Annotated in this window: 21 protein-coding genes; 14 read left to right on the top strand and 7 right to left on the bottom strand. The window is 72.8% G+C overall.

Features of this window, described 5'->3' with window-relative positions:
• The first annotated feature begins 182 nt into the window (after window positions 1-182).
• The 4 genes from C5N14_RS22275 (at window position 183) to C5N14_RS32315 (ending at window position 2,277) form a co-directional block, all read left to right on the top strand.
• On the top strand, window positions 183-620 hold the full coding sequence (locus C5N14_RS22275) for a hypothetical protein (protein ID WP_117670269.1): 438 nt from the start codon (window positions 183-185) through the stop codon (window positions 618-620).
• A 32-nt stretch (window positions 621-652) separates the two neighbouring features.
• Complete coding sequence (locus C5N14_RS22270; RefSeq protein ID WP_128763642.1) at window positions 653-1,015, top strand: hypothetical protein; 363 nt, start codon at window positions 653-655, stop codon at window positions 1,013-1,015.
• Between the two features lie 300 nt (window positions 1,016-1,315).
• Window positions 1,316-1,978 carry a DUF6766 family protein gene (locus C5N14_RS22265; protein WP_117670265.1) on the top strand — a complete coding sequence of 221 codons (663 nt, stop codon included), beginning with the start codon at window positions 1,316-1,318 and terminating at the stop codon, window positions 1,976-1,978.
• A 140-nt stretch (window positions 1,979-2,118) separates the two neighbouring features.
• On the top strand, window positions 2,119-2,277 hold the full coding sequence (locus C5N14_RS32315) for a hypothetical protein (RefSeq protein ID WP_165878193.1): 159 nt from the start codon (window positions 2,119-2,121) through the stop codon (window positions 2,275-2,277).
• An 89-nt stretch (window positions 2,278-2,366) separates the two neighbouring features.
• Here the strand turns inward: C5N14_RS32315 and C5N14_RS22260 are convergent, their stop codons facing one another.
• Complete coding sequence (locus C5N14_RS22260) at window positions 2,367-3,638, bottom strand: cytochrome P450 (protein ID WP_117670263.1); 1,272 nt, start codon at window positions 3,636-3,638, stop codon at window positions 2,367-2,369.
• A 129-nt stretch (window positions 3,639-3,767) separates the two neighbouring features.
• Window positions 3,768-4,946, bottom strand: coding sequence for a peptidoglycan DD-metalloendopeptidase family protein (locus C5N14_RS22255; RefSeq protein ID WP_243639915.1), 1,179 nt, complete (start codon window positions 4,944-4,946; stop codon window positions 3,768-3,770).
• Between the two features lie 78 nt (window positions 4,947-5,024).
• On the opposite strand from C5N14_RS22255, the gene C5N14_RS22250 reads away from it, so the two are divergent.
• Window positions 5,025-5,303 (top strand): hypothetical protein, encoded by a 279-nt coding sequence (locus tag C5N14_RS22250; protein WP_128763641.1) that lies wholly within the window; start codon window positions 5,025-5,027, stop codon window positions 5,301-5,303.
• A gap of 97 nt (window positions 5,304-5,400) precedes the next feature.
• Here C5N14_RS22250 and C5N14_RS22245 read toward each other — a convergent pair whose 3' ends face one another.
• From C5N14_RS22245 to ccsA, 5 genes are read right to left on the bottom strand one after another with little or no spacing between them, the layout of a single operon-like run.
• Complete coding sequence (locus tag C5N14_RS22245; protein WP_117670257.1) at window positions 5,401-6,315, bottom strand: cytochrome c-type biogenesis protein; 915 nt, start codon at window positions 6,313-6,315, stop codon at window positions 5,401-5,403.
• Complete coding sequence (locus C5N14_RS22240; RefSeq protein WP_117670255.1) at window positions 6,312-6,875, bottom strand: redoxin domain-containing protein; 564 nt, start codon at window positions 6,873-6,875, stop codon at window positions 6,312-6,314. The genes C5N14_RS22245 and C5N14_RS22240 overlap by 4 nt, the downstream gene beginning before the upstream one ends.
• Window positions 6,872-8,821 (bottom strand): heme lyase CcmF/NrfE family subunit, encoded by a 1,950-nt coding sequence (locus C5N14_RS22235; protein ID WP_117670253.1) that lies wholly within the window; start codon window positions 8,819-8,821, stop codon window positions 6,872-6,874. Before C5N14_RS22235 ends, C5N14_RS22240 begins: the two co-directional genes overlap by 4 nt.
• Window positions 8,811-9,221 (bottom strand): cytochrome c maturation protein CcmE, encoded by a 411-nt coding sequence (locus C5N14_RS22230; RefSeq protein ID WP_117670251.1) that lies wholly within the window; start codon window positions 9,219-9,221, stop codon window positions 8,811-8,813. Before C5N14_RS22230 ends, C5N14_RS22235 begins: the two co-directional genes overlap by 11 nt.
• Window positions 9,218-9,976: a cytochrome c biogenesis protein CcsA gene (gene ccsA, locus C5N14_RS22225; protein ID WP_207892830.1), complete on the bottom strand. Its 759-nt coding sequence runs from the start codon at window positions 9,974-9,976 to the stop codon at window positions 9,218-9,220. The genes C5N14_RS22230 and ccsA overlap by 4 nt, the downstream gene beginning before the upstream one ends.
• Before the next feature lie 133 nt (window positions 9,977-10,109).
• Between ccsA and coxB the strand changes: the two genes are divergently transcribed.
• The 9 genes from coxB (at window position 10,110) to C5N14_RS32730 (ending at window position 18,848) form a co-directional block, all read left to right on the top strand.
• Window positions 10,110-11,150, top strand: coding sequence for a cytochrome c oxidase subunit II (gene coxB / locus C5N14_RS22220; RefSeq protein WP_117670247.1), 1,041 nt, complete (start codon window positions 10,110-10,112; stop codon window positions 11,148-11,150).
• Between the two features lie 10 nt (window positions 11,151-11,160).
• Window positions 11,161-13,086, top strand: coding sequence for a cytochrome c oxidase subunit I (ctaD, locus tag C5N14_RS22215; protein ID WP_117670245.1), 1,926 nt, complete (start codon window positions 11,161-11,163; stop codon window positions 13,084-13,086).
• The gene (locus C5N14_RS22210; RefSeq protein ID WP_117670243.1) at window positions 13,083-13,712 is read left to right on the top strand and encodes a heme-copper oxidase subunit III; all 630 of its coding nucleotides are present in this window, start codon (window positions 13,083-13,085) and stop codon (window positions 13,710-13,712) included. The genes ctaD and C5N14_RS22210 overlap by 4 nt, the downstream gene beginning before the upstream one ends.
• Entirely contained in the window at window positions 13,709-14,113 is a 405-nt protein-coding gene (locus tag C5N14_RS22205; RefSeq protein WP_117670241.1) for a hypothetical protein, read from the top strand. The genes C5N14_RS22210 and C5N14_RS22205 overlap by 4 nt, the downstream gene beginning before the upstream one ends.
• Window positions 14,101-15,015 carry a cytochrome c oxidase assembly protein gene (locus C5N14_RS22200; RefSeq protein ID WP_117670240.1) on the top strand — a complete coding sequence of 305 codons (915 nt, stop codon included), beginning with the start codon at window positions 14,101-14,103 and terminating at the stop codon, window positions 15,013-15,015. The genes C5N14_RS22205 and C5N14_RS22200 overlap by 13 nt, the downstream gene beginning before the upstream one ends.
• Window positions 15,012-15,404, top strand: coding sequence for a cytochrome c family protein (locus C5N14_RS22195; protein WP_117670238.1), 393 nt, complete (start codon window positions 15,012-15,014; stop codon window positions 15,402-15,404). The genes C5N14_RS22200 and C5N14_RS22195 overlap by 4 nt, the downstream gene beginning before the upstream one ends.
• Before the next feature lie 65 nt (window positions 15,405-15,469).
• The gene (locus tag C5N14_RS22190; RefSeq protein ID WP_117670236.1) at window positions 15,470-16,219 is read left to right on the top strand and encodes a c-type cytochrome; all 750 of its coding nucleotides are present in this window, start codon (window positions 15,470-15,472) and stop codon (window positions 16,217-16,219) included.
• Window positions 16,216-17,079: a ubiquinol-cytochrome c reductase iron-sulfur subunit gene (locus tag C5N14_RS22185; protein ID WP_117670235.1), complete on the top strand. Its 864-nt coding sequence runs from the start codon at window positions 16,216-16,218 to the stop codon at window positions 17,077-17,079. Before C5N14_RS22190 ends, C5N14_RS22185 begins: the two co-directional genes overlap by 4 nt.
• Window positions 17,076-18,848 carry a cytochrome bc complex cytochrome b subunit gene (locus C5N14_RS32730; protein ID WP_207892829.1) on the top strand — a complete coding sequence of 591 codons (1,773 nt, stop codon included), beginning with the start codon at window positions 17,076-17,078 and terminating at the stop codon, window positions 18,846-18,848. Before C5N14_RS22185 ends, C5N14_RS32730 begins: the two co-directional genes overlap by 4 nt.
• The last annotated feature ends 115 nt before the right edge of the window (window positions 18,849-18,963 follow it).

Raw genomic sequence — 18,963 nt, 5'->3', positions numbered from 1 at the left:
ACAGTACCGAACGCGTTCGGACGGCCTGAATAGTTGCCAGCGACGGCCGGTGGATGCTCTGATCACCACACTGTTTCCGGTATAGGAGACAGAGCGCGCATTGACCAATCGGGTCCGGACTTCGGCCGACGCTGCGGCTGGCCGCGACGAGGCGTGCGCCAACATCCCAGAAAGGAGTTCCCATGAAGCTGACCACCCGCCTGAAAAGGCTGTTCCTCGTGCCACTGGCCATGGTGCTCGCGAGTTCGCTCGGGCTGGCCGTCGCACCGGGCGTAGCGCACGCCGCGTCGTACGTCGCCTTCGGCGTGTTCGACGGCCACCAGACCTACGGTTTCTACGAGGGTTCGGTCGTCGTCAACGCAACGAATGTCAAGATCAACGGCAGGATACACCCGACGGGTTCGACCGCCAAAGCGTGCGTCTACGTCCACGTCGAAACGGACGTCGCAGCCTACAACAACCTGGCCGCATGCGCGTACTCCCCGAACTCCCTGACGTTCGCCACACGCACTTTCCCCTACTCCGGGAGTGCTTATTCGGTGGTGGTCACCGTGTGTTCGTTCGCACCATTCTGGGACGAGGTGATATGGCAGTGCGGCGACCCACGGGAAATCATCTGAGGAGACGGTCCGTGAATAAGATGCCCAGCCGGGTGCTGGCCACGATCTGCGCAACGGCGGTGGCCTCGACCGCCCTGGCACTGTTCCCCGGCGGGGCGGCGTTCGCCGCCGCCGATCCTGCGTGCTCAGCGGTCGCCCTGGCGCCGGTCTATTCGGGAGGAACAGTCATCGCGAGCGGCGAGGTCAACTGCCTCGGCCCGAAGAAGATCTCCATGACGGTCAAGTTGCGGATGGACGGACACGACGTCTCCAGCAACAGCTATACGGCTGTGATCGCCACGTACGGCGTCTACGCCAACACCGGCGCCCCCAATCGCAGCGGTGACCAGGAGTGGTGCACCGTCGTGTCGGGCATGGGCGCCCAGGCCATGCGTTGCGAGATCGACGACTTCTGAGTTCCGGCGTACGGGAGCCGGATCGTCGTGCGCCTTCCCGGTCACGCTGCGTAAGCGTTGCTGAGGCGGTACTCGGAACCGTGCAGAGCTGACGGTGGGACCGGTTGCTACCGCAGCCGGTCCCACCGCAGCCGGTCCGGACGCCGCAGCGGGCCCCTCGGGAACAGCCGGCGCACCCGGCCTGGTCACGAACGACCGCCTGCCGAGGCGACCTGGGGCCGTCAGCTCCGGTCGGGTGTTTGCCCGAACGGGCAGACGGGCATTTGCCCTGCAGTGAGGGCGCTATCGGGAGGAGAAGCAATGCGACGCCGGATACGGCAACACGGCCTGACGATCGCGATGTTCGGCGCGTTCCTGATCTTCCTGGTGTTGCAGAGCGTCTTCGGCTGGCGCACCCACAACGAGGAACTGGCGCAGTACGGCCACCCGACCCTGTCGTACCTGGCCTACCTGGGCACCGGACACTTCGCCGAGGCGACCTTCGAGAACTGGGAGTCGGAGTTCCTGCAGATGGGCGGGTACGTGCTGTTGACGGCGTACCTGGTGCAGAAGGGCTCGTCGGAGTCCAAGCCGGAGGACCAGGACGACCGTCCGGGCGATTGTCGCGAACACGCCACGGCGAACTCGCCGTGGCCGGTACGCAGCGGTGGCCTGCCGCTCGCGATCTACCGCAACAGCCTCTCCATCGCCCTGCTGATGATCTTCGCGGGTTCCTTCGCCGGTCACGTCCTTGGCGGTGTCGCCGAGTACAACGAGCAGCAGATGCTCCAGAGCGGGGCCGCTCCCATCAGCGCCTGGCAGTTCCTGGGCACCAGCGACTTCTGGTTCCAGTCGATGCAGAACTGGCAGAGTGAGTTCCTCGCCGTCGGAGCGTTGATCGTGTTGAGCATCTTCCTGCGCCAGCATGCCTCGCCCGAGTCGAAGCCCGTCACCGTCCCGCACGCCGCCACCGGCGCAAGCTGACAGGGCTGCCCGGCCGGACGCCTCGACCAGCGACGGTGCCCCGTCGAGCGGTCGCCCCGTTTGTCGGTGACCCACCAGGGAAGACACTGCTCCGCACCGCGCGAGGACGGGTTCCCGCGCCGCACGGACAGGAGGGTGACATGAGTGACCGCGAGCGACTGCACGACCTGCGCCAGCAGGCCCACAACGCTGGTATCGAGGGCAACTCGAAGATGACCGAGGAGCAGTTGCGCGAGGCCCTGCGCAAGGTTGGCAAGGGCGCCGAGCCGGAGTTGGCCAAGCGGGAGTCCCGCCGCTGACAGGTCGACGACCGAGGCCGGCACCCGGTCGGGTGCCGGCCGCGGTCGTGCTGGAGAGGGGGAACCCGCGCGCTGATCAGACGACCAGATCAGGGCAACGGCACCGGCTGCGCGTGACTCGGTGAGTGCTGCCCGACGGCGAAGACGAAGCCGCTTGCCACCCGGGCCGGGATTCGCGTCAGCGAGATGGTGAGATCCTGGTCGGGCACGTCGTGGTCGAACGCGGCCAGTCGGGGGGTCAGTGCCCCCAACAGGGCGACCGTGGCGGTCTCGCCGGGACACCGATGGCCGGTGCGGGGGTCGCCGCCGCCCTGTGGCACCAGGTCGAACTGACCGATCTCGCGGTCCAGGAAGCGCTCCGGCCTGAACGCGTAGGGGTCGGGCCACAGGTGCGGTGAGTGGTTCTGTCCGTACAGGTCGAGCAACACGATCGAACCGGCGGTGATCGGTTCGCCCTGCCAGGAGAGATCCTTGACCGCCCGGCCGCCGACAAACGGTGCGAAGGGGTAGAACCGGCGGACCTCATGCACAAATGCCTCCGGGTACCCGGTCGCTCGACCGCGCAGGCGGTCACGAACGTCCGGCCACCGGTGCAGTGCGTGCGCGGCGAACGTGACGAACCAGCAGACCGCCACGGTGGGCCGGATGACATTGAGCAGTTCCACCGCGGCGACCCGGGCATCGAGCAACCTCCCGTCGGCCTCCCGGTAGCCGGCGACCACGTCGATCACCGAGCCCTCCTCGACAGCCAGCTCACCCCGCCGCACATCCTCGACGAGCCGGCTCAGCCAGTCCTCCCGGCGCTTGCGTGCGAGTCGGGCCCGCCAGTGCCGGGGGCCGAGGGTGGCGAACCCGTCGACCAGCGCCACCAGGTCGGATGCCAGGGCGGGTACGTCGTGACCGTCCAGCGGCACACCGACCCAGGCGCACACCGCGCGGGTCAGCACCTGGCTCGTCTCCGCGAACAACTCCACCCGCTGTCGGGGCGTCCAGGAACCGGCGGTCTCGTCCCATTCCCTGATCGTCCGGTCGACCAGGCCGGCGATGCCCTCGGGGGTCAGCAGCGACACGAACATCGCCTTGCGGTGGCGGTGGATCTCCCCGTCCAGGGTGTGCACCGCGCGGTGGCCGAAGAGGGTGGCCTGCGCCGGCTCCGGAATGGCCCCGTGCCGGTGGATGTGCTTCTCGTCGTAGAAGAACCGTGCCGCTTCAGGCCCGCACAGTCCGACCGCGGGCTGGCCCATGAGCCGGGCGTGCACGACGTCACTGCCGGCGCGACGCCGGCGGTTGGGGAGCCAGCCGTAGCCTTCGAGAGCCAGCCGGAGGGTGTTGTCGAGAAGCGGGGCGCGGTTCGTGGACATGTCTGCGTCATGCCCGGGCCGGTCAGCCGCAAACCGCGACTGTCCCACCACCCTGTCTGCCCTACCGGGATGCTGCTGCCAGGCGTGCCGTGCCCGGCGCGGCGGCTCGCCGCCGCGCCGGGCAGACGATCAGCACCAGCCGTTGATCGTGCCGTTCACCCCGGTCCAGAGGTACGCGTCGGAGACCCAGCTACCGTCGCTGAGCCGGTTCCAGAGCGACGTGGTGCCGTACCGCCCGGCGTGTGAGGTTCCGTTCGCGGAGCAGGAGATGGTGACGGTGGCCCCGTCGCCAACGGATCCGAGCGCGGCGTAGCCGGTGCCGGGGCCGGCGCGCCGGGTGAGGCTCCCACCGCCGTTGGCGTCCACCACTCCCTGGTTGAAGCCGAGCGCGCCGTAGTTGTAGACGGCGCCGCCGGCCCCGGCCCAGGCCGATCCGTGCCGCGCGCCGCCCTGGTAGGCCGCGGCGCCGTTCTCGAACGCCCACTTGCCGATGCCGTGACCGGCGATGGGGACGTACGCACTGTTCTGCCGCAGCCCGAAGTGGACGTGCCGGCCGTAGGCGGCCCCGCCGCAGGTGACGTCGGTGCCGGTGTAGCCCAGGTACGCGCCCGCGCCGACCGCCGCCCCGTTGACCGAGATGCTGCTCCACAGGTGGTAGTAGTCGGTCGAGTAGCCCCGGTCGTGGATCACCCGGATCCAGCCCTGGCACATCGTGTACGCCGTGCCGCCCCGGGCGGCGCGGACGACCTGGTCGCCGCCGGCGAGGTCGACGGAGCTGTACGGCGACTCGCTGCCGCCCCAGCCGTGCGGACCGCTGGTGAGCGTCCAGGTCTGGCCGACCGCGAACGGCAGGGCCATCCCGGTCCGGTAGTCGCCGCCGGCGTACATGGGGGCCGGCGTGGTGTTGAAGACCTGCCGCTCCCGCTCCGACACGAGGGGCGACTCGGCGGCCAGGTCGCTGAAGTCGGCCTCGCCGTCGAACGCGACCCGCCACCGCCCGGCGTCTGCGCGCGCGATGAACACCGAGCCGGTCGGGTGGGCGTCCTCCTTGCGGGGGGCGACCGCGACGGCGGTGCCGAACGCCCACCGCCCGGCCTGCCGGCTGATCGTGACGCGGGTCTCCGGTGCCGCGACGTCACCCATGCTGGAACGCTCGGCCTGACCGAGCAGCTTGCTGGTCACGGCCTCGGTGACGGTCGGGGGCACCGGCTTCGGCGCCGCCCCGGCGCTCGCCGGATCACCGCCGACCAGGATCCCCGCCGCCAACAGAGCCATCGGAACGCCGGCCCACCGTCGTAACTGTCGCATCGACACACCCCTCAATCGATCTGCACCTATGGGCGATGCGGTGACGATAGGCGGCGGCAAAAAAAATGTCTACATCCGATGGCCGCAGCCGCGAAATTTTCTTTCGGCCGGTTTGGATCGGGTGCCGAGGGGTACGGCCGACAACGGGAGTCGACGCGGAGGGCGGTACGGGCGATGAACGGTGATCGACTCGGTGACGTGCTCGTCGGAGCGGCCGGCGATCTGGCCGGCGCGGTTGTCGATCCGCGCAGGGGATTGAATCAGCTCCGGTCGGCGGTCTCCGGCCGGGCCCTCTTCATCATGGCGGCGGGCCTGGTCGTCGGCTACCTGCTGGCACGGTCACGAGCGCGCTCCTGACCCCCGGACGCGCACGGCTGCCGGCACGGTCGCCGGCTCCTCCAGGAGTGTGGCCGGGGTGACCGGCGCGGCTCGTGCCGGCACCCCGCCAGGGAGGTCATGGGCGGGCGGCCAGCAGCCGTTCGATCTCCGGGACTGCCGGATGCTCCGGCGCGACGGTCAGGAAGCGTCGTAGGGTGCGCGGTGCCTCGACGGGACGAGTCCGCCGCTGGGCGAGGCCCAGCACGAGCAGGCCGTCAGGGGAGTCCGGCACGCGAGCGAGCGCTTCCGTCGCCGCCTGCGCCGCCCCGGCGGCGTCTCCTGCCCTCAGCAACGCGAAGGCCAGTCGCAGCCGAATGGTGTCGTCGGACCGGTCGCGCAGGGCCTCCCGGTACATCTGCGCCGCGGCGGCGTACCGGTCCTGCGCCTCCAGGTCGCGCGCCAGGCCCAGCGCGACCGCGACCGGATCCGCCGGCGTCGGGGTGGGCCCGGGGCGGTCGAGGCTGCGGGTGGCGACGGCTACCGACACCACGACGGCGATCAGCCCGAGCGCCGAGCATCGCCAGGCCCGACGGGCCCTGGCACCCGGCATCGCCCTGGCCGCCCGCCGCGGGGACGTCGGTGCCGTCGGGCCGCCGTCGGGCCCCGAGCGGGGCCGCAGCGTGCGTCGGGCCGCGTAGCCGGCGCCCAGCAGGGTCAGCGCGGGGACGGCCCAGAGCAGCAGCCCCACCCCACGGGCCGGCGGTTCGACCAGCACCTCAGGACCATAGCGCTCGACGAACCAGCGTCGGACCTCGGCGCGGCTGCGCCCCTGAGCCAACTGGTCCGACACGGCCTGCCGCATCGCTGCCGCGATCGGCGAGCGGGAGTCGGCCACCGACTCGCCCTGACAGGCCGGGCAGCGCAGGTCGGCGGCGACCGAGCGGACCGGGTCGTCCCGACCGGTGCCGGCGGCCGACCGGGTCAGGCCCACGCCGGCCGCGGCGAGCAGGGCCGCGAGGGCGAGCGCCGCTGCGGCGGGGCGCCACCTCATTCGGCCAGCAGCGGCGCCACCCGCTGCTGCAGCCACTGCCGGGTGACCACCCCCCGCTGCCGGTCGACGATGCGACCGTTCCGGTCCACCACGAAGGTCTCGGGCACCCCCCGGACGCCCCAGTCGACCGCCCGGGTGCCGTCCGGATCGGGTAGCACGGTCAGCCCGGTCGCGCCGGTCTCGTCGAGCAGCGCGCGGACCGCCTCGGTGCCGTCCCGGACGTTCAGCCCGACCAGCCGCAGGCCGCGCGGGGACCAGCGCTGCCCGGCGTCGACCAGCAGCGGCAGCTCGTCCCGGCACGGCCCGCACCACGAGGCGAAGACGTTGATCAGAAGCACGTAGCCACGCGCGTCGGCCAGGTCGAACCGGCCGCCGTCCAGCGTGGCGCCGGAGAGGGCCGGGGCCGGCACGGGTGCCGACCTGTCGGTGGTGTCGACGTCCGACGCCGGGGGTGACCGTAGGCCGAGGGCCACGACCACGGCGATGGCGACGGTGGCCGTGAGCACCAGCGCCGGTCCGACGGGTATCCGGCGCGGCCGTCGACCGGCGAGGCGGGTCATCTCCCGACCCGGGCGCGGGCGGCGACGGTTGCCGGGCGGGTTCCGCCGGGGGTCGCCCCGCTTCGGCGTCGCGGGCGGGCGGTGCCGATCGCCGCCCCGAGTCCCGCCACCGAGGTCAGCGCGCCGCCGGCCCAGAGCAGGCCGACGAGCGGGTTGACCGCGAGCCGCAGGGTTGCGCTGCCGCTGTCGGGCGAGACCGCGATCAGGGTGACGTAGGTGTCCCGGAGCAGTCCGGTGTCGATCGCCGGCACCGTGACGGCGGTGTCCCGGGCCGGGTGGTAACGCAGGGCCGGGGTGACGGTACGCTCCGCGCGACCCGACTCGGAGAGCCGCAGCCGAGCGCGCGCCGACATCTGGCCGGCGCCTGTCGTCCGGTCCACCCCGACCAGGCGGATGGTCGCGTCACCGACCCGCAGCGTCTCGCCGGTCCGGACGGTCCGTTCGGTCTCCCGCCCGTACGCTGAGGATCCCGCGACGCCCACCGCGACCAGGGCGATCCCGCAGTGGGCCAGCGTGCCGGCGAGCCGTCCCACCCGCTGGCCCCGCCCCGCCCGCCGCAGCCGGTCCGGCAGCTCCCCGACGAGGCCGGCGAGCACGAACGCGGCGGTGCCGAAGGCGGTGAGCGCGGGCAGGCCGGGCCGGCTGAGCAGGCCCACCACGGCGACCGTGGCCAGGGCCACGCCACCCGGTACGGCGAGACGGCGTACCGCCCGGGTCCACCCGCCGGCCCGCAGGGCCGGCGTCACGCCCATCGCCAGCAGCAGCACGATCGCCAGTGGTACCGCCGTGCGCTGGTAGTAGCCCGGGCCGACGGAGGTGCGGACGCCGGCGAGCGGGCCGGACAGCAGGGGAAAGACCGTGCCGATCAGCACCACCGCCGCGAGGGTCACCAGAAGCACCCCGTTGACCAGGACGACGGTGTTGCGGGACAGCACCGGCGACCCGGTACGACGCGCCGGCTCGGCGGTGCGCCTGCCGGTCAGGACCGTCGACGCGACGACCGCGAGCAACACGAAGCCGAACAGCACGGGCCCCAGCGGCGAGTCGGTGAAGGCGTGCACGCTGGCCACCGCGCCGGACCGGGTGAGGAACGTGCCGAGCAGCACCAGCACGAAGCTCGCGCAGGCCAGCACCCGGTTCCACCCGGCCCGGCCGGCGCCGCGACCGAGCGCGGTGTGCAGGAACGCGGTAGCGGTCAGCCAGGGCAGCAGGGAGGCGTTCTCCACCGGGTCCCACGCCCAGTAGCCGCCCCAGCCCAGCACCGCGTACGACCACCAGGCGCCGAGACCGATGCCGGCGCTCAGCGCCGCCCAGGCGGGCAACGTCCATGGCCGGGCCATCCGCAGCCAGGCGCGCCCCTGCCGGCCGGCCAGCGGCGCGGCGAGCGCGAAGGCGAACGGCACGACCAGACCGATGTAGCCGGCGTAGAGCAGGGGGGGATGTACTCCCATCGCCGGATGCTGTTGCAGCAGCGGGTTGGGCCCCGGTCCGTCGGCGGGCACCGGATCCACCGTCCGGAACGGGTTCGCGGCGAAGCAGGACAGCGCGAAGAAGAACATGGCAACCGCGCTGAGCACCGTCATCGCGTAGGCGTGCAGCCGCAGCGGGTAGCGGCGGCCGGCGAGCAGCACCGCGTAGCCGCCGAGGACCAGCAGCCAGAGCAGCAACGACCCGTCCAGGGCTGACCAGAGGCTGGTCACCGTGTAGTACAGGGGCACCTGGCGGCCACCGTTCTCCGCCACGAACCGCACGCTGAAGTCGTGCCGCAGCAGGGCCGCCTCCAGCACACCGCAGGCGACGGCAGCGGCGGCGAAGGTCGCGGCGGTGGCGAGACGGGCCGGTCGGATCGGCGCGGAGAACAGGGCCACCCGCAGCCAGAGCAGGGCGGTCAGTACGGCGCAGAGCAGTCCGACGGTGAGACTCGCCGTGCCCAGCTCACCGAGCATCGGCCGGCTCCACCGGGGAGGTCGACGGGGCGTACTCGTTGCCGTGCCGGACCACGACGTGGTCGGAGCGGAACGTCCCGTCCACCGCCAGGCTGCCCTCGACCACCGCGCCCTCGCCCTCCCGGAACGTCCCCGTCGGAGCGCCGCGCTGCTCGACGGTGATCTCGTGTCCCCCCTCGGCGAGGCGAAACACCACCAGGTCGCCGTCGCGGCGCAGGGACCCGGGCACCACGTCCCCACCGAGGCGTACCCGTTCCCGGGCCGCTGCCGGGTCGCCGAGCACCTCGCCCGGCGTCCGGTAGTAGGTGAGGGTGTCGCGCAGCGCGCTGGTGACCAGGAGCGCGCCGGCGGCGAGGAGCACGACGGCGAGGGTGGCCCGGCCGGTGCGGCGGCGGATCATCCGACCCGGGCCGGGACGCGGTCGGGGGCGCGGGACGCGCCGGTGGTGCCACGACGTTCGAGCCGCACGGCCCGGTGCAGCAGGACGCAGAGCGCGCCGAGCGTCGCGGCGGCCACGGCGAGCAGCAGGGCGACACCCATCCGAGGGTCGATCGGCGGCCGTTGCGGGGCGAACACGGTCGCCTGCTGGTGCAGCGACCGCCACCAGACGACGGAGAAGTGCACCACCGGGACGAGCAGGAACCCGACCACGCCGGCGACTGCCGCCGAGCGGGCCACCCGATGGTCGCCTCCGTCGCGGGTGCCGGCCCGTTCGCTCATGGCGCTGCGCAGGGCCAGGTAGCCGGCGTACGCGAGCAGGAGCAGGGCGGTGCTGACCAGTCGGGGGTCCCAGGCCCACCAGGTGCCCCAGACGAGGTGCCCCCACAGCGAGCCGGTGGCGATCGTGACGACGGTCAGCGTCACGCCGATCTCCGCGCCCGCCCGGGCGAGCCGGTCCCACTGGAGGTCGCCGGTGATCAGGTAGGCCACGCCGGCGGCCAGTACGACGGCGAACGCGGCGTAGGCGACCCAGGCGGCGGGGACGTGCAGGTACATGAGTCGCTGCGCCTGGCCCTGCACCGCGTCGGGCGGGGCGAGCCAGCCGCCGGCGACCGCTGCCGCCGCCGCCAGCCCACCGGTCGTCCAGGCCATCGTGCGGCGCGCGGCGGCTGCTCGGGGAGTGTCCGCGACGAGGTCCACCGTGGAGGTTCGCATGATCTCCCTGTCCGCGCCGCAGGCGCTTGCCGGATGGATTCCTGCCCGTCCACCGTAAGCCCCCAAAGCGCGTGAACGATGCTATTCGGAATAAAGCGCCATAAACGGCTTAAAGCTCCTAGCATCGCTTCCGGTGGAGACGACAGCGGACCTGACCGTCAGCGCCGTCCGGGACACCCGGCGGCGCGGACGATCACGTCGTTCGCTGCCGATCGCGCTGTTCGGCCTGCTCCTGCTCGCCGGCTGCGCCGGCGACTCGCCCTCCGCCCTGAATCCCGCCGGCACCGGATCGGCCAGGGTGGCCGGCCTCTGGTGGCTGCTCTTCTGGATCTCCATGGCCGTCTTCGTCGAGGTCATGGCCCTGCTGATCTGGGCGCTGGTGTTCCGGCGGGGCACCGCCCGGGTACGGCACGGCCAGCCGCTGCGTTTCGTCACCATCGCTGGCGCCGGCCTGCCGCTGGTCATCCTCGTCGCCGTCTACGGGGTGGGCCTGCGCGACCTGGCCGCGCTCGGCGACGGACCCGGCCCAGAAGCGCCCACCGTCGAGGTGACCGGCCACAAGTGGTGGTGGGAGGTGCGTTACCCGGGCGCGTCCGGAGCGACCGCCAACGAGATCCACATCCCGGTGGGGGAACAGGTGCGGGTACGGCTGCGCACCGCCGACGTGCTGCACAGCTTCTGGGTGCCACAACTCATGCCCAAGACCGACCTGATCGCCGGTGAGACCCGCGAGACCTGGCTGCGGGCGGAGCGGGCCGGCAGCTACCGGGGTCAGTGCGCCGAGTACTGCGGCACCCAGCACGCCCACATGGCCTTCCTGGTCGTGGCGCAACCCCGCGCCGACTACGACGCCTGGCTGGCCCGGCTGGACGCCCCGGCCCGGGAGCCCGGCACCGACGCCGAGCGCCGCGGCCGGCAGGCGTTCGTGCAGGGCACCTGCTCCGCCTGCCACGCCGTCCGGGGCACCGGCGCCGAGGGGCGGGTGGGCCCCGACCTGTCGAACGTGGGCTCACGGTGGAGCATCGGTGCCGGGGCGGTGCCCAACGACGCCGGCCACCTCGGCGGCTGGATCGCCAACTCCCAGACGGCCAAGCCGGGCAACGCCATGCCCCCGCAGCCGATCGACGCCGCGCGGCTGCCCGACCTCATCGCCTACCTGCGGTCGCTGGAATAGGTGACAGGACATGCCCACCACCACACCGTCGCCCGCCGTCAGCCCGGCGGACCTGGCCCGGCTCACGGAACACTGGGCCGAACCGCCCTCCCTGCGGGCCTGGTTCAGCACCGTCGACCACAAGCGGATCGGCCGGCGGTACCTGGTCACCGCCGGGTTCTTCTTCGCCCTCGCCGGCCTCAGCGCCCTGGCGATGCGCACCCAACTCGCCCGGCCCGAGGCGGGCGTGGTGTCACCGCAGGAGTACAACCAGCTGTTCACCATGCACGGCACGGCGATGATCTTCCTGTTCGCCACCCCGATGCTCTTCGGCTTCGGCAACTTCCTGGTGCCGTTGATGATCGGCTCCCGGGACATGGCCTTCCCCAGGCTGAACGCGTTCGGCTACTGGGTCTTCCTGTTCGCCGGGCTGTTCATGTGGTCGAGCCTGCCCTTCGGTGCCGCGCCGAACAACGGCTGGTTCGCCTACGCACCGCTGACCGGAGAGCAGAACACTCCTGGCCTGCACATGGACGTCTACGCCCTCGGGCTGCTCTTCCTCGGCATCTCCACCACCGCCGGCGCGATCAACTTCATCGTCACCGCGCTCAAGCTACGCGCCCCCGGGATGTCGCTCAACCGGGTGCCGCTGTTCGTCTGGGCGATTGTGGCCACCGCGTTCATGGTGATCTTCGCGTTGCCGGCGCTGAACCTCGACAACGCGATGCTCTTCCTCGACCGCCGGTTCGACACCCACTTCTTCGACCCGTCCGCCGGTGGGAACGTGCTGCTCTGGCAGCACCTGTTCTGGATCTTCGGCCATCCGGACGTCTACATCATCGTCATGCCGGCGCTGGGCATCGTCTCAGCCGTGCTGCCCGCGTTCACCCGCCGCGGCGTGGTCGGCTACCCGCTGGTGGTGCTGGCCATCGTGGCGATCGCGATCATCTCGTTCGGCGTCTGGGTGCACCACATGTTCGCCACCGGGCTGCCGCAGCTGTCGTACAGCTTCTTCAGCGCGGCCAGCACCATCATCACCATCCCGTCCGGGCTCCAGATCTTCGCCTGGCTGGCCACCATGCTGCTCGGCCGGCTGGTGCTCAAGGTGCCGCTGCTGTTCGTCATCGGCTTCATCGTCACCTTCGTGCTCGGCGGCTTCACCGGCACGATGTTCGCCCTGACCGCCTTCGACCAGCAGGTCACCGACTCCTACTTCGTGGTGGCCCACTTCCACTACGTGCTGATCGGCGGAGCGGTCTTCCCGATGCTCGCCGGCATCTACTACTGGCTGCCGAAGATCACCGGCCGCATGTACGGCGAGCGGCTCGGCCGGTGGGCGTTCTGGCTGATCTTCACCGGCATGCACGTCACCTTCTTCCCGATGCACCTCTACGGCCTGTTCGGCATGCCACGCCGCGTCTACACCTACCGCAGCGAGCCCGGCTGGGACGGGTGGAACCTGGTCAGCACCGTCGGGTCGTACCTACTCGCCGTCGGGCTGCTACTCGTACTCGTCGGCGTGGTACACGCCGTGCGCCGGGGCAAACCCGCCCCGCCGGACCCGTGGAGCGGCGACAGCCTGGAATGGTCGACCCAGTCGCCGCCCGAGCCGTACAACTTCCCCGTCCTGCCCCGCGTGCACAGCCTGCACCCGACCTGGGACGAGCGGACCGCCGAGTCGACCGGCCCGGGCGCGAGCGCGGACCGCGTCCTCAGCGAGGGCCGCCGGACCCTGCTCACCAGCGAGCTGGACGCACACCGGGAGCGGGCGGTGGAGATGCCGGAGTCGAGCCTGCAGCCGCTCCTGCTCGCCGGCGCCCTGCTGCTGTTCTTCACCTCGATGCTCCTCGCCTGGTATCCGGTGGCGGCGGTCGCCGTGCTCGTGGTGGTGGTGACCATCGCGGTGTGGCTCTGGCCACCGCGCCGCCCGGACCGGGAACTGGGGGTGACGGCATGACGGACCCGGCCGGCATCGTGACGGCCGCGACCCGCGCCGAATCGCTCAGCGCCGAACTGCCGGCCGGACGGTCCACCGGCTGGTGGGGCATGGTGATGTTCGTGGCCACCGAGGCCACCCTCTTCGCCTGCCTGCTCGGCAGCTACTACTACCTGCGCTTCCAGTACGGCCCGCAGTGGCCCCCGCCCGGCATCGAGGCTCCCAGCCTGCTCAAGCCGCTGGTGATGACGGCAGTCCTGCTGCCCAGCAGCCTGCCCATGCTCTGGGCCGAACACGGCATCCGGCGTGGCCAGCGGTGGCGGCTGCGCTCCGGACTGGCCGCCACCATGCTGCTCGGGATCACCTTCCTGGCCCTACAGGCCACCGAGTACGCCGAGAAGCTCCGGCAGTTCACCATGACCACCGACGCGTACGGCTCGCTGTTCTACCTGATCACCGGCTTCCACGGGCTGCACGTCCTGATCGGACTGACCATGATCGGCTGGCTGCTCGCCGCCTCGCTGCGCGGCGGCAGCTTCGGCGCGCACCGCCACGACCGGGTCCGCAACGCCGCCATCTACTGGCACTTCGTCGACGCCGTGTGGGCCGCCATCCTGTTCACCATCTATCTCACCCCACGCCTGTGACGACCACCCGAGCCGAATCCCGGGCCCGCCTGACCGGCGGGCTGCTGCTCTGGTACGGCGTGCTCGGCGGCGCGGTCGCCTGGGTGGTGCACCTGCTCGCCGGCTGGAGCCTCGACGAGCTCACCTGCGCTGCCGGTTCCGAACGCGTCTCCGCCGTGCCGCTCTGGCAGGCCGTCGGGCTCGCGGTGGTCGTCCCGGCCCTGGTGACCGTGGGCTCGCTGCTGGTCGCCGCCCTGGCCTGGCGGCGCACCGCCCAGGCACAGGAGGCCGGCGCGGACGACCGGGCGTTCGGCCGGGCACGGATGCTCGCCACCCTGGGGATCTGGGCCAACCTGCTCTTCCTGACCATCATCGTGCTCGGCGGGGTCGCCGTGCTGGTGCTGCCGCCATGTCAACGCTGAGCGCCGACCTCGCCCACCAGCCCGGCCCGGAAACGGTGGCCGAGGGCCTGCTGACGATGCTGGCGGTCGTCCCGGTCTGCCTGCTGGTGGCCGGCTACGGGCGGGGCGTCCAGGAGCTGTGGGCCCGCCGTGGCGCCGGCCAGATCGTGCCACCCTGGCGGGTGGCCGCGTTCGGCGTGGGGGTGCTGACGGTGCTCGCCGCCGAGCAGGGACCGGCACACGAGCTGGCGGAGTCCTCGTTCGCCGGGCACATGACCCAGCACATGCTGTTCCTGCTGGTGGCTGGTCCCCTGCTGGCGGCCGGCGGGGCGGGGCTGCCGCTGACCCTGGCCGCGCCGGTGCCGCTGCGCCGGCTGCTGGCCCGCTGGCGGGTGACGCCGGCCGTGCGCCGGCTGCGCCGCCCCACCACGTACGCCCTGCTGGCCGGGGGCGGGCAGAGCATCGTCCTGTGGTTCTGGCACCTGCCGGAGCCGTACACCGCGGCGGTGGACCACCCGGTCACGCACACCGCCGAACACCTGTGCTTCCTGGCCGCGGCCTGGTCGTTCTGGGCACCGGTGCTCGGCCCGCCGCGGCACCGCGCACCTGCCCCGGTGGCGGTGCTGGCGCTGGTCGGCACCATGCTGCCGGCCTCGGCGCTCGGGGCGGTGCTCACCCTGGCCCCGGCGCCGGTCTATCCCGCCCGGGTGTTCGGCGCCGACCCGCTGGCCGACCAACAACTGGCTGGCCTGTTGATGTGGGCGCCGATGGACCTGGTCGTGCTGGTCGTGACGCTGACGGTGTTCCTGCGATGGCTGCGGCAACTGGACCGCGACCGGCCCGCCGGCCTGCCCCGGACCGCGACGCTCCCCGGCACCGCTGCGGTGCCGGCCAGCGCGGCAACGGAAGGAGAACGGCGATGAACGTGTCCCGTCGGATCTGGGCGCTCGGGGTGGCCCTCGCCCTCCCGCCGGCCGTGACGGTCACCGGCTGCTCCTCGGCGGCGCCCCCGCCACCACCCGAGGCCCGGGCCGGGCGGCCGGACCGGGGCGCGGAACTGATCGCCCGGTACGGCTGCGGCTCCTGCCACACCATCCCTGGCGTCGGGCGCGCCGACGGTCTGGTCGGGCCACCGCTGACCCGGTTCGGCGCCCGCTCCTACATCGCCGGTGAGCTGCCCAACAACGCCGACAACCTGCGGCGCTGGATCTCCGACCCGCACGACGTGGAGCCGGGCACCGCGATGCCCAACCTGGGCGTCGACGCGATCGACGCGCAGGACATCGCCGCCTACCTACTCACGCTGGACTGACGGTGCGGCGACCACGCGGATCCTCAGCCAGGCCCGTCGCGCCCCGCCCGCGCCGTGCCCTCGCCGTGGGCGCGGTGCTGGTGCTCGCCGCCGGACCGGTCGCCCTCGGCGCGGCGCCGACGCCCGAGCCCACCGCCTCCCCCGGGGTGGCCGGCCCGGGCGCGGCTTCCCGGGCGGCAGACCGAGGCACTCAGCTCTACCTGGAGAACTGTGCGAGCTGCCACGGCGAGCAGGGTCAGGGCGCGCAGCGGGGACCGTCCCTGGTCGGGGTCGGCCCCGCCTCGGTCGACTTCCAGGTCGCCACGGGACGGATGCCGTTGTCGCACGAAGCGCAGCAGGCCCGCCGCAGGGAGCCGGTGTTCTCCGCCGCGGACATCTCCGCGCTGGTGGACCACGTCGCCAGCCTCAGCGGCGGAGGGCCACAGATCCCCCGGGTCGCCCCGGGGAACCCGGTCTCCGGCCGCGAGGTCTTCGCAGCGAACTGCGCGCCCTGCCACGGGGCCACCGGCGCGGGCGCCGCCCTCACCAACGGCTGGACCGCTCCCCCGCTGTACGACGCGACCGCGGTGCAGATCGCCGAGGCGGTCCGGGTCGGCCCCGGGCTGATGCCGGTCTTCCCGAGCCAGGTTCTCGACGACCGGCAGGTCGACGACGTGACCACCTACGTGCGCCGGTTGCGCGGCGAGCGGATGGACCGGGGCGGCAACCCGCTGGACCGCCTCGGACCGCTGGCTGAGGGGCTGGTCGCCTGGCTGGCCACCCTCGGCCTGCTGGTGGCCGCCGCCCGGTGGCTGGGCCGGAGGGCCGGAGAGTGAGCATCCGGCGTCCGCCGCCTGCGGAGCGCGCCGCGAGCCGCCGGATCGTCGCCGCCTTCCTGACCGGTGCCGCCGGAGCGGTCGGCTTCGCCGTGACGTACGTGCTGGGCGGGGACACCCGGTGGGAGGGGGTCACCCTCTCGGTGGCCTTCGCCGGCCTAGCCGTGGGACTGTCCCAGTGGGGGCGGCACCTGGTGCCGACCGGTGGTTACGTCGAGGAGCACGAGGGGTTCGCCCCACCCCCGTTCGAGCAGACGATGACCACCAGGGCGCTCACCGCCCCGGACAGTCCCGTCCGGCGCCGGGGCCTGCTCGCGGCGCTCGGGCTGGCGCTGACCGCGCTCGGCGCCGCCGCGCTGTTCCCGCTGCGCTCCCTGCTGCCGTTCGACCGGGTCCGCCCGGTCCGGGCCCGCACGGACACCCCCTGGGGACCGGGCGTGCGGCTGGTCGACGCCGGCGGACGGCCGCTGCGCCCGCAGGACGTCCCCGCCGACACCATGGTCGGGGTCTTTCCCGAGGGGCACGTCGACGCCGGCGACGGCCCCGCCTTCGCGGTACGGCTCGAACCTGGGCGCTTCTCCCGGCAGCCCTCCGGCGGGCACCTCGACGGGCTGGCCGTCTGGTCGCTGCTCTGCACGCACGCCGGATGCCCCGTCCGGCTCTACCTCAGGGGCACCGGGCGCCTGCTCTGCCCCTGCCACCAGTCGTCGTTCGACCTGCTCGCCGATGCCCGGCCGGTGGCCGGACCGGCCGCCCGGCCGCTGCCCGGGTTGCCGATCGAGGTCGGCCCGGACGGCTTCCTCCGCGCCGCCGGGGACTTCACCGGCCCGCCCGGCGCCGGGTTCTGGAGCCGGCCGTGATCACCGACCGGCTGGCCCGGGCACTCGACGACCGGCTGCGGCTCTCCCCGATCGCCCGCCGGGCGCTGGCGAAGGTCTTTCCCGACCATTGGTCGTTCATGCTGGGCGAACTCGCGCTCTACTCGTTCGTCGCCCTGGTACTCACCGGCGTCTACCTCACCTTCTTCTTCGAGGCCAGCAGCGCGGACCGCGTCTACCACGGCGACTACGCCCCGCTGGACGGCGCCACCACCTCCGCCGCGTACGCGTCGACGGTGCGGCTGAGCTGGGACGTCCGTGCCGGGCTGCTGATCCGGCAGACCCACCACTGGGCCGCGCTGGTCTTCGCCGCGGCGATCCTGCTGCACCTGAGCCGGATCTTCTTCACCGGGGCGTTCCGCAAGCCCCGCGAGCTGAACTGGCTGATCGGCGTGACGATGCTGGCCCTGGCGCTGGCCAACGGGTTCACCGGCTACTCCATGCCCGACGACCTGCTCTCGGGCCTGGGATTGCGGATCATCGTCTCGGTGGTGGAGTCGATCCCCCTGGTCGGCGCGTGGCTGGCGTCGCTCGCCCTCGGCGGCGAGTTCCCCTCCGACGTGATGATCCCGCGGCTGTACGTCAGCCACGTGCTGCTGGTGCCCGCCGTCCTCGTCGTCCTCATCTCCCTGCACCTGGGCATCCTGGTCCGGCAGAAGCACAGCCAGTTCCCCGGCCCCGGGCGCACCGAGCACAACGTGGTCGGGTCGCGGCTGTGGCCGAGCTACACCCTGCGCTCACTGGCGCTGTTCGCCTGGGTGCTCGCGGTGCTGTTCGCCCTCGGCGGTCTGGTACAGATCAACCCGGTCTGGATGTACGGCCCGTTCCAACCGGCCCAGGCCACCTCGCCCGCGCAGCCGGACTGGTACGTCGCCTGGGGCGACGGCGCCCTGCGCCTCTTCCCGCCCTGGGAGTTCCGGATCGCCGGGCACCTGGTGCCGGCACCGTTCCTTCCTGGCGTCGTGCTCGGCGGGGTGACCTTCCTGGCCCTCTACGCCTGGCCGTTCGCCGAACGGCTGCGGACGAAGGACCGCAGGCAGCACCATCTGCTCGACAGGCCCCGCGACCACCCGGCCCGGACGGGCATCGGGGTCGCCGCGCTGACCTTCTACGCCGTGCTCGTGGTCGCCGCCGGGGACGACATCCTCGCCCGGCTGCTCCGGCTACCCGTCTACGACCTGCTGTCCGTGCTGCGGGTGCTGGTCCTCGTCCTCCCGGTCCTGGCCGGGCTGCTCGCGTTCCTGCTCGCGCGGGCCCTGCGGCGCGGCGACGCCGCCGGCGTCGGCGCGCTCACCCGCGCCGACCTGCGCCGCTGCGCGCCCCGCCCGGCCGGGCCGTCCGAGGGCGGGGACGGCCCCGGCGGGCAGGAGACCCCGGCCGTGGACCGGCCGGGGGGTCGAATCGAGATGTGGCCGGAGGGCGACGCGTGGCACTGGCGGTACCGGGACGACGCCGGACGACTCGTCGTCACCGGCAACCGGGCCGTGCTGTCGCGGCAGGAGGCGGACTCGGCCGCCCGGCTCGCGTACCCCGGGGTGGACCGGATCGTGGTGCCGGGCCCGCCCCCGGCCGCCCCGGCCGGCCCGATCCGCACCGCCCTGCGCCGCTGGGGCCGGGCGATGGCCGCCGGATCGCTGCTGCTGGCGGCGATCGTCGACCGGCGGCGGGACCGGCGGCGGCAGGAGCGCGAGCGGGCGGACGACACGGCGCAGGCCGAGGACGCCGGCTCGACCGGCGACGGGCGGACGTGACCCAGCCGGTGGGGCGGTCCGGCGAGCCCGCCGGACCGCCCCGGCATTTCCACCAATCGAACGAAGTCCGGTTGTTCCGGCAGATTGCCCGACTGACTACCGAAACATGGGGACG

The sequence above is a fragment of the Micromonospora sp. MW-13 genome, assembly GCF_003434305.1.
Taxonomy (GTDB): Bacteria; Actinomycetota; Actinomycetes; order Mycobacteriales; family Micromonosporaceae; genus Micromonospora.
The sequence above is the reverse complement of the archived record's forward strand: the minus strand, read 5'-3'. Positions and strand labels throughout refer to the sequence as shown.

Bases quoted from the DNA above. Each gene is read 5' to 3' on its own strand.
- C5N14_RS22275 (WP_117670269.1), top strand. From the start codon at position 183: ATGAAGCTGACCACCCGCCTGAAAAGGCTGTTCCTCGTGCCACTGGCC.
- C5N14_RS22265 (WP_117670265.1), top strand. From the start codon at position 1,316: ATGCGACGCCGGATACGGCAACACGGCCTGACGATCGCGATGTTCGGC.
- C5N14_RS32315 (WP_165878193.1), top strand. From the start codon at position 2,119: ATGAGTGACCGCGAGCGACTGCACGACCTGCGCCAGCAGGCCCACAAC.
- C5N14_RS22260 (WP_117670263.1), bottom strand. From the start codon at position 3,638: ATGTCCACGAACCGCGCCCCGCTTCTCGACAACACCCTCCGGCTGGCT.
- C5N14_RS22255 (WP_243639915.1), bottom strand. From the start codon at position 4,946: ATGCGACAGTTACGACGGTGGGCCGGCGTTCCGATGGCTCTGTTGGCG.
- C5N14_RS22250 (WP_128763641.1), top strand. From the start codon at position 5,025: ATGGCCGCAGCCGCGAAATTTTCTTTCGGCCGGTTTGGATCGGGTGCC.
- C5N14_RS22245 (WP_117670257.1), bottom strand. From the start codon at position 6,315: ATGAGGTGGCGCCCCGCCGCAGCGGCGCTCGCCCTCGCGGCCCTGCTC.
- C5N14_RS22240 (WP_117670255.1), bottom strand. From the start codon at position 6,875: ATGACCCGCCTCGCCGGTCGACGGCCGCGCCGGATACCCGTCGGACCG.
- C5N14_RS22235 (WP_117670253.1), bottom strand. From the start codon at position 8,821: ATGCTCGGTGAGCTGGGCACGGCGAGTCTCACCGTCGGACTGCTCTGC.
- C5N14_RS22230 (WP_117670251.1), bottom strand. From the start codon at position 9,221: ATGATCCGCCGCCGCACCGGCCGGGCCACCCTCGCCGTCGTGCTCCTC.
- ccsA (WP_207892830.1), bottom strand. From the start codon at position 9,976: ATGCGAACCTCCACGGTGGACCTCGTCGCGGACACTCCCCGAGCAGCC.
- ctaD (WP_117670245.1), top strand. From the start codon at position 11,161: ATGCCCACCACCACACCGTCGCCCGCCGTCAGCCCGGCGGACCTGGCC.
- C5N14_RS22210 (WP_117670243.1), top strand. From the start codon at position 13,083: ATGACGGACCCGGCCGGCATCGTGACGGCCGCGACCCGCGCCGAATCG.
- C5N14_RS22200 (WP_117670240.1), top strand. From the start codon at position 14,101: ATGTCAACGCTGAGCGCCGACCTCGCCCACCAGCCCGGCCCGGAAACG.
- C5N14_RS22195 (WP_117670238.1), top strand. From the start codon at position 15,012: ATGAACGTGTCCCGTCGGATCTGGGCGCTCGGGGTGGCCCTCGCCCTC.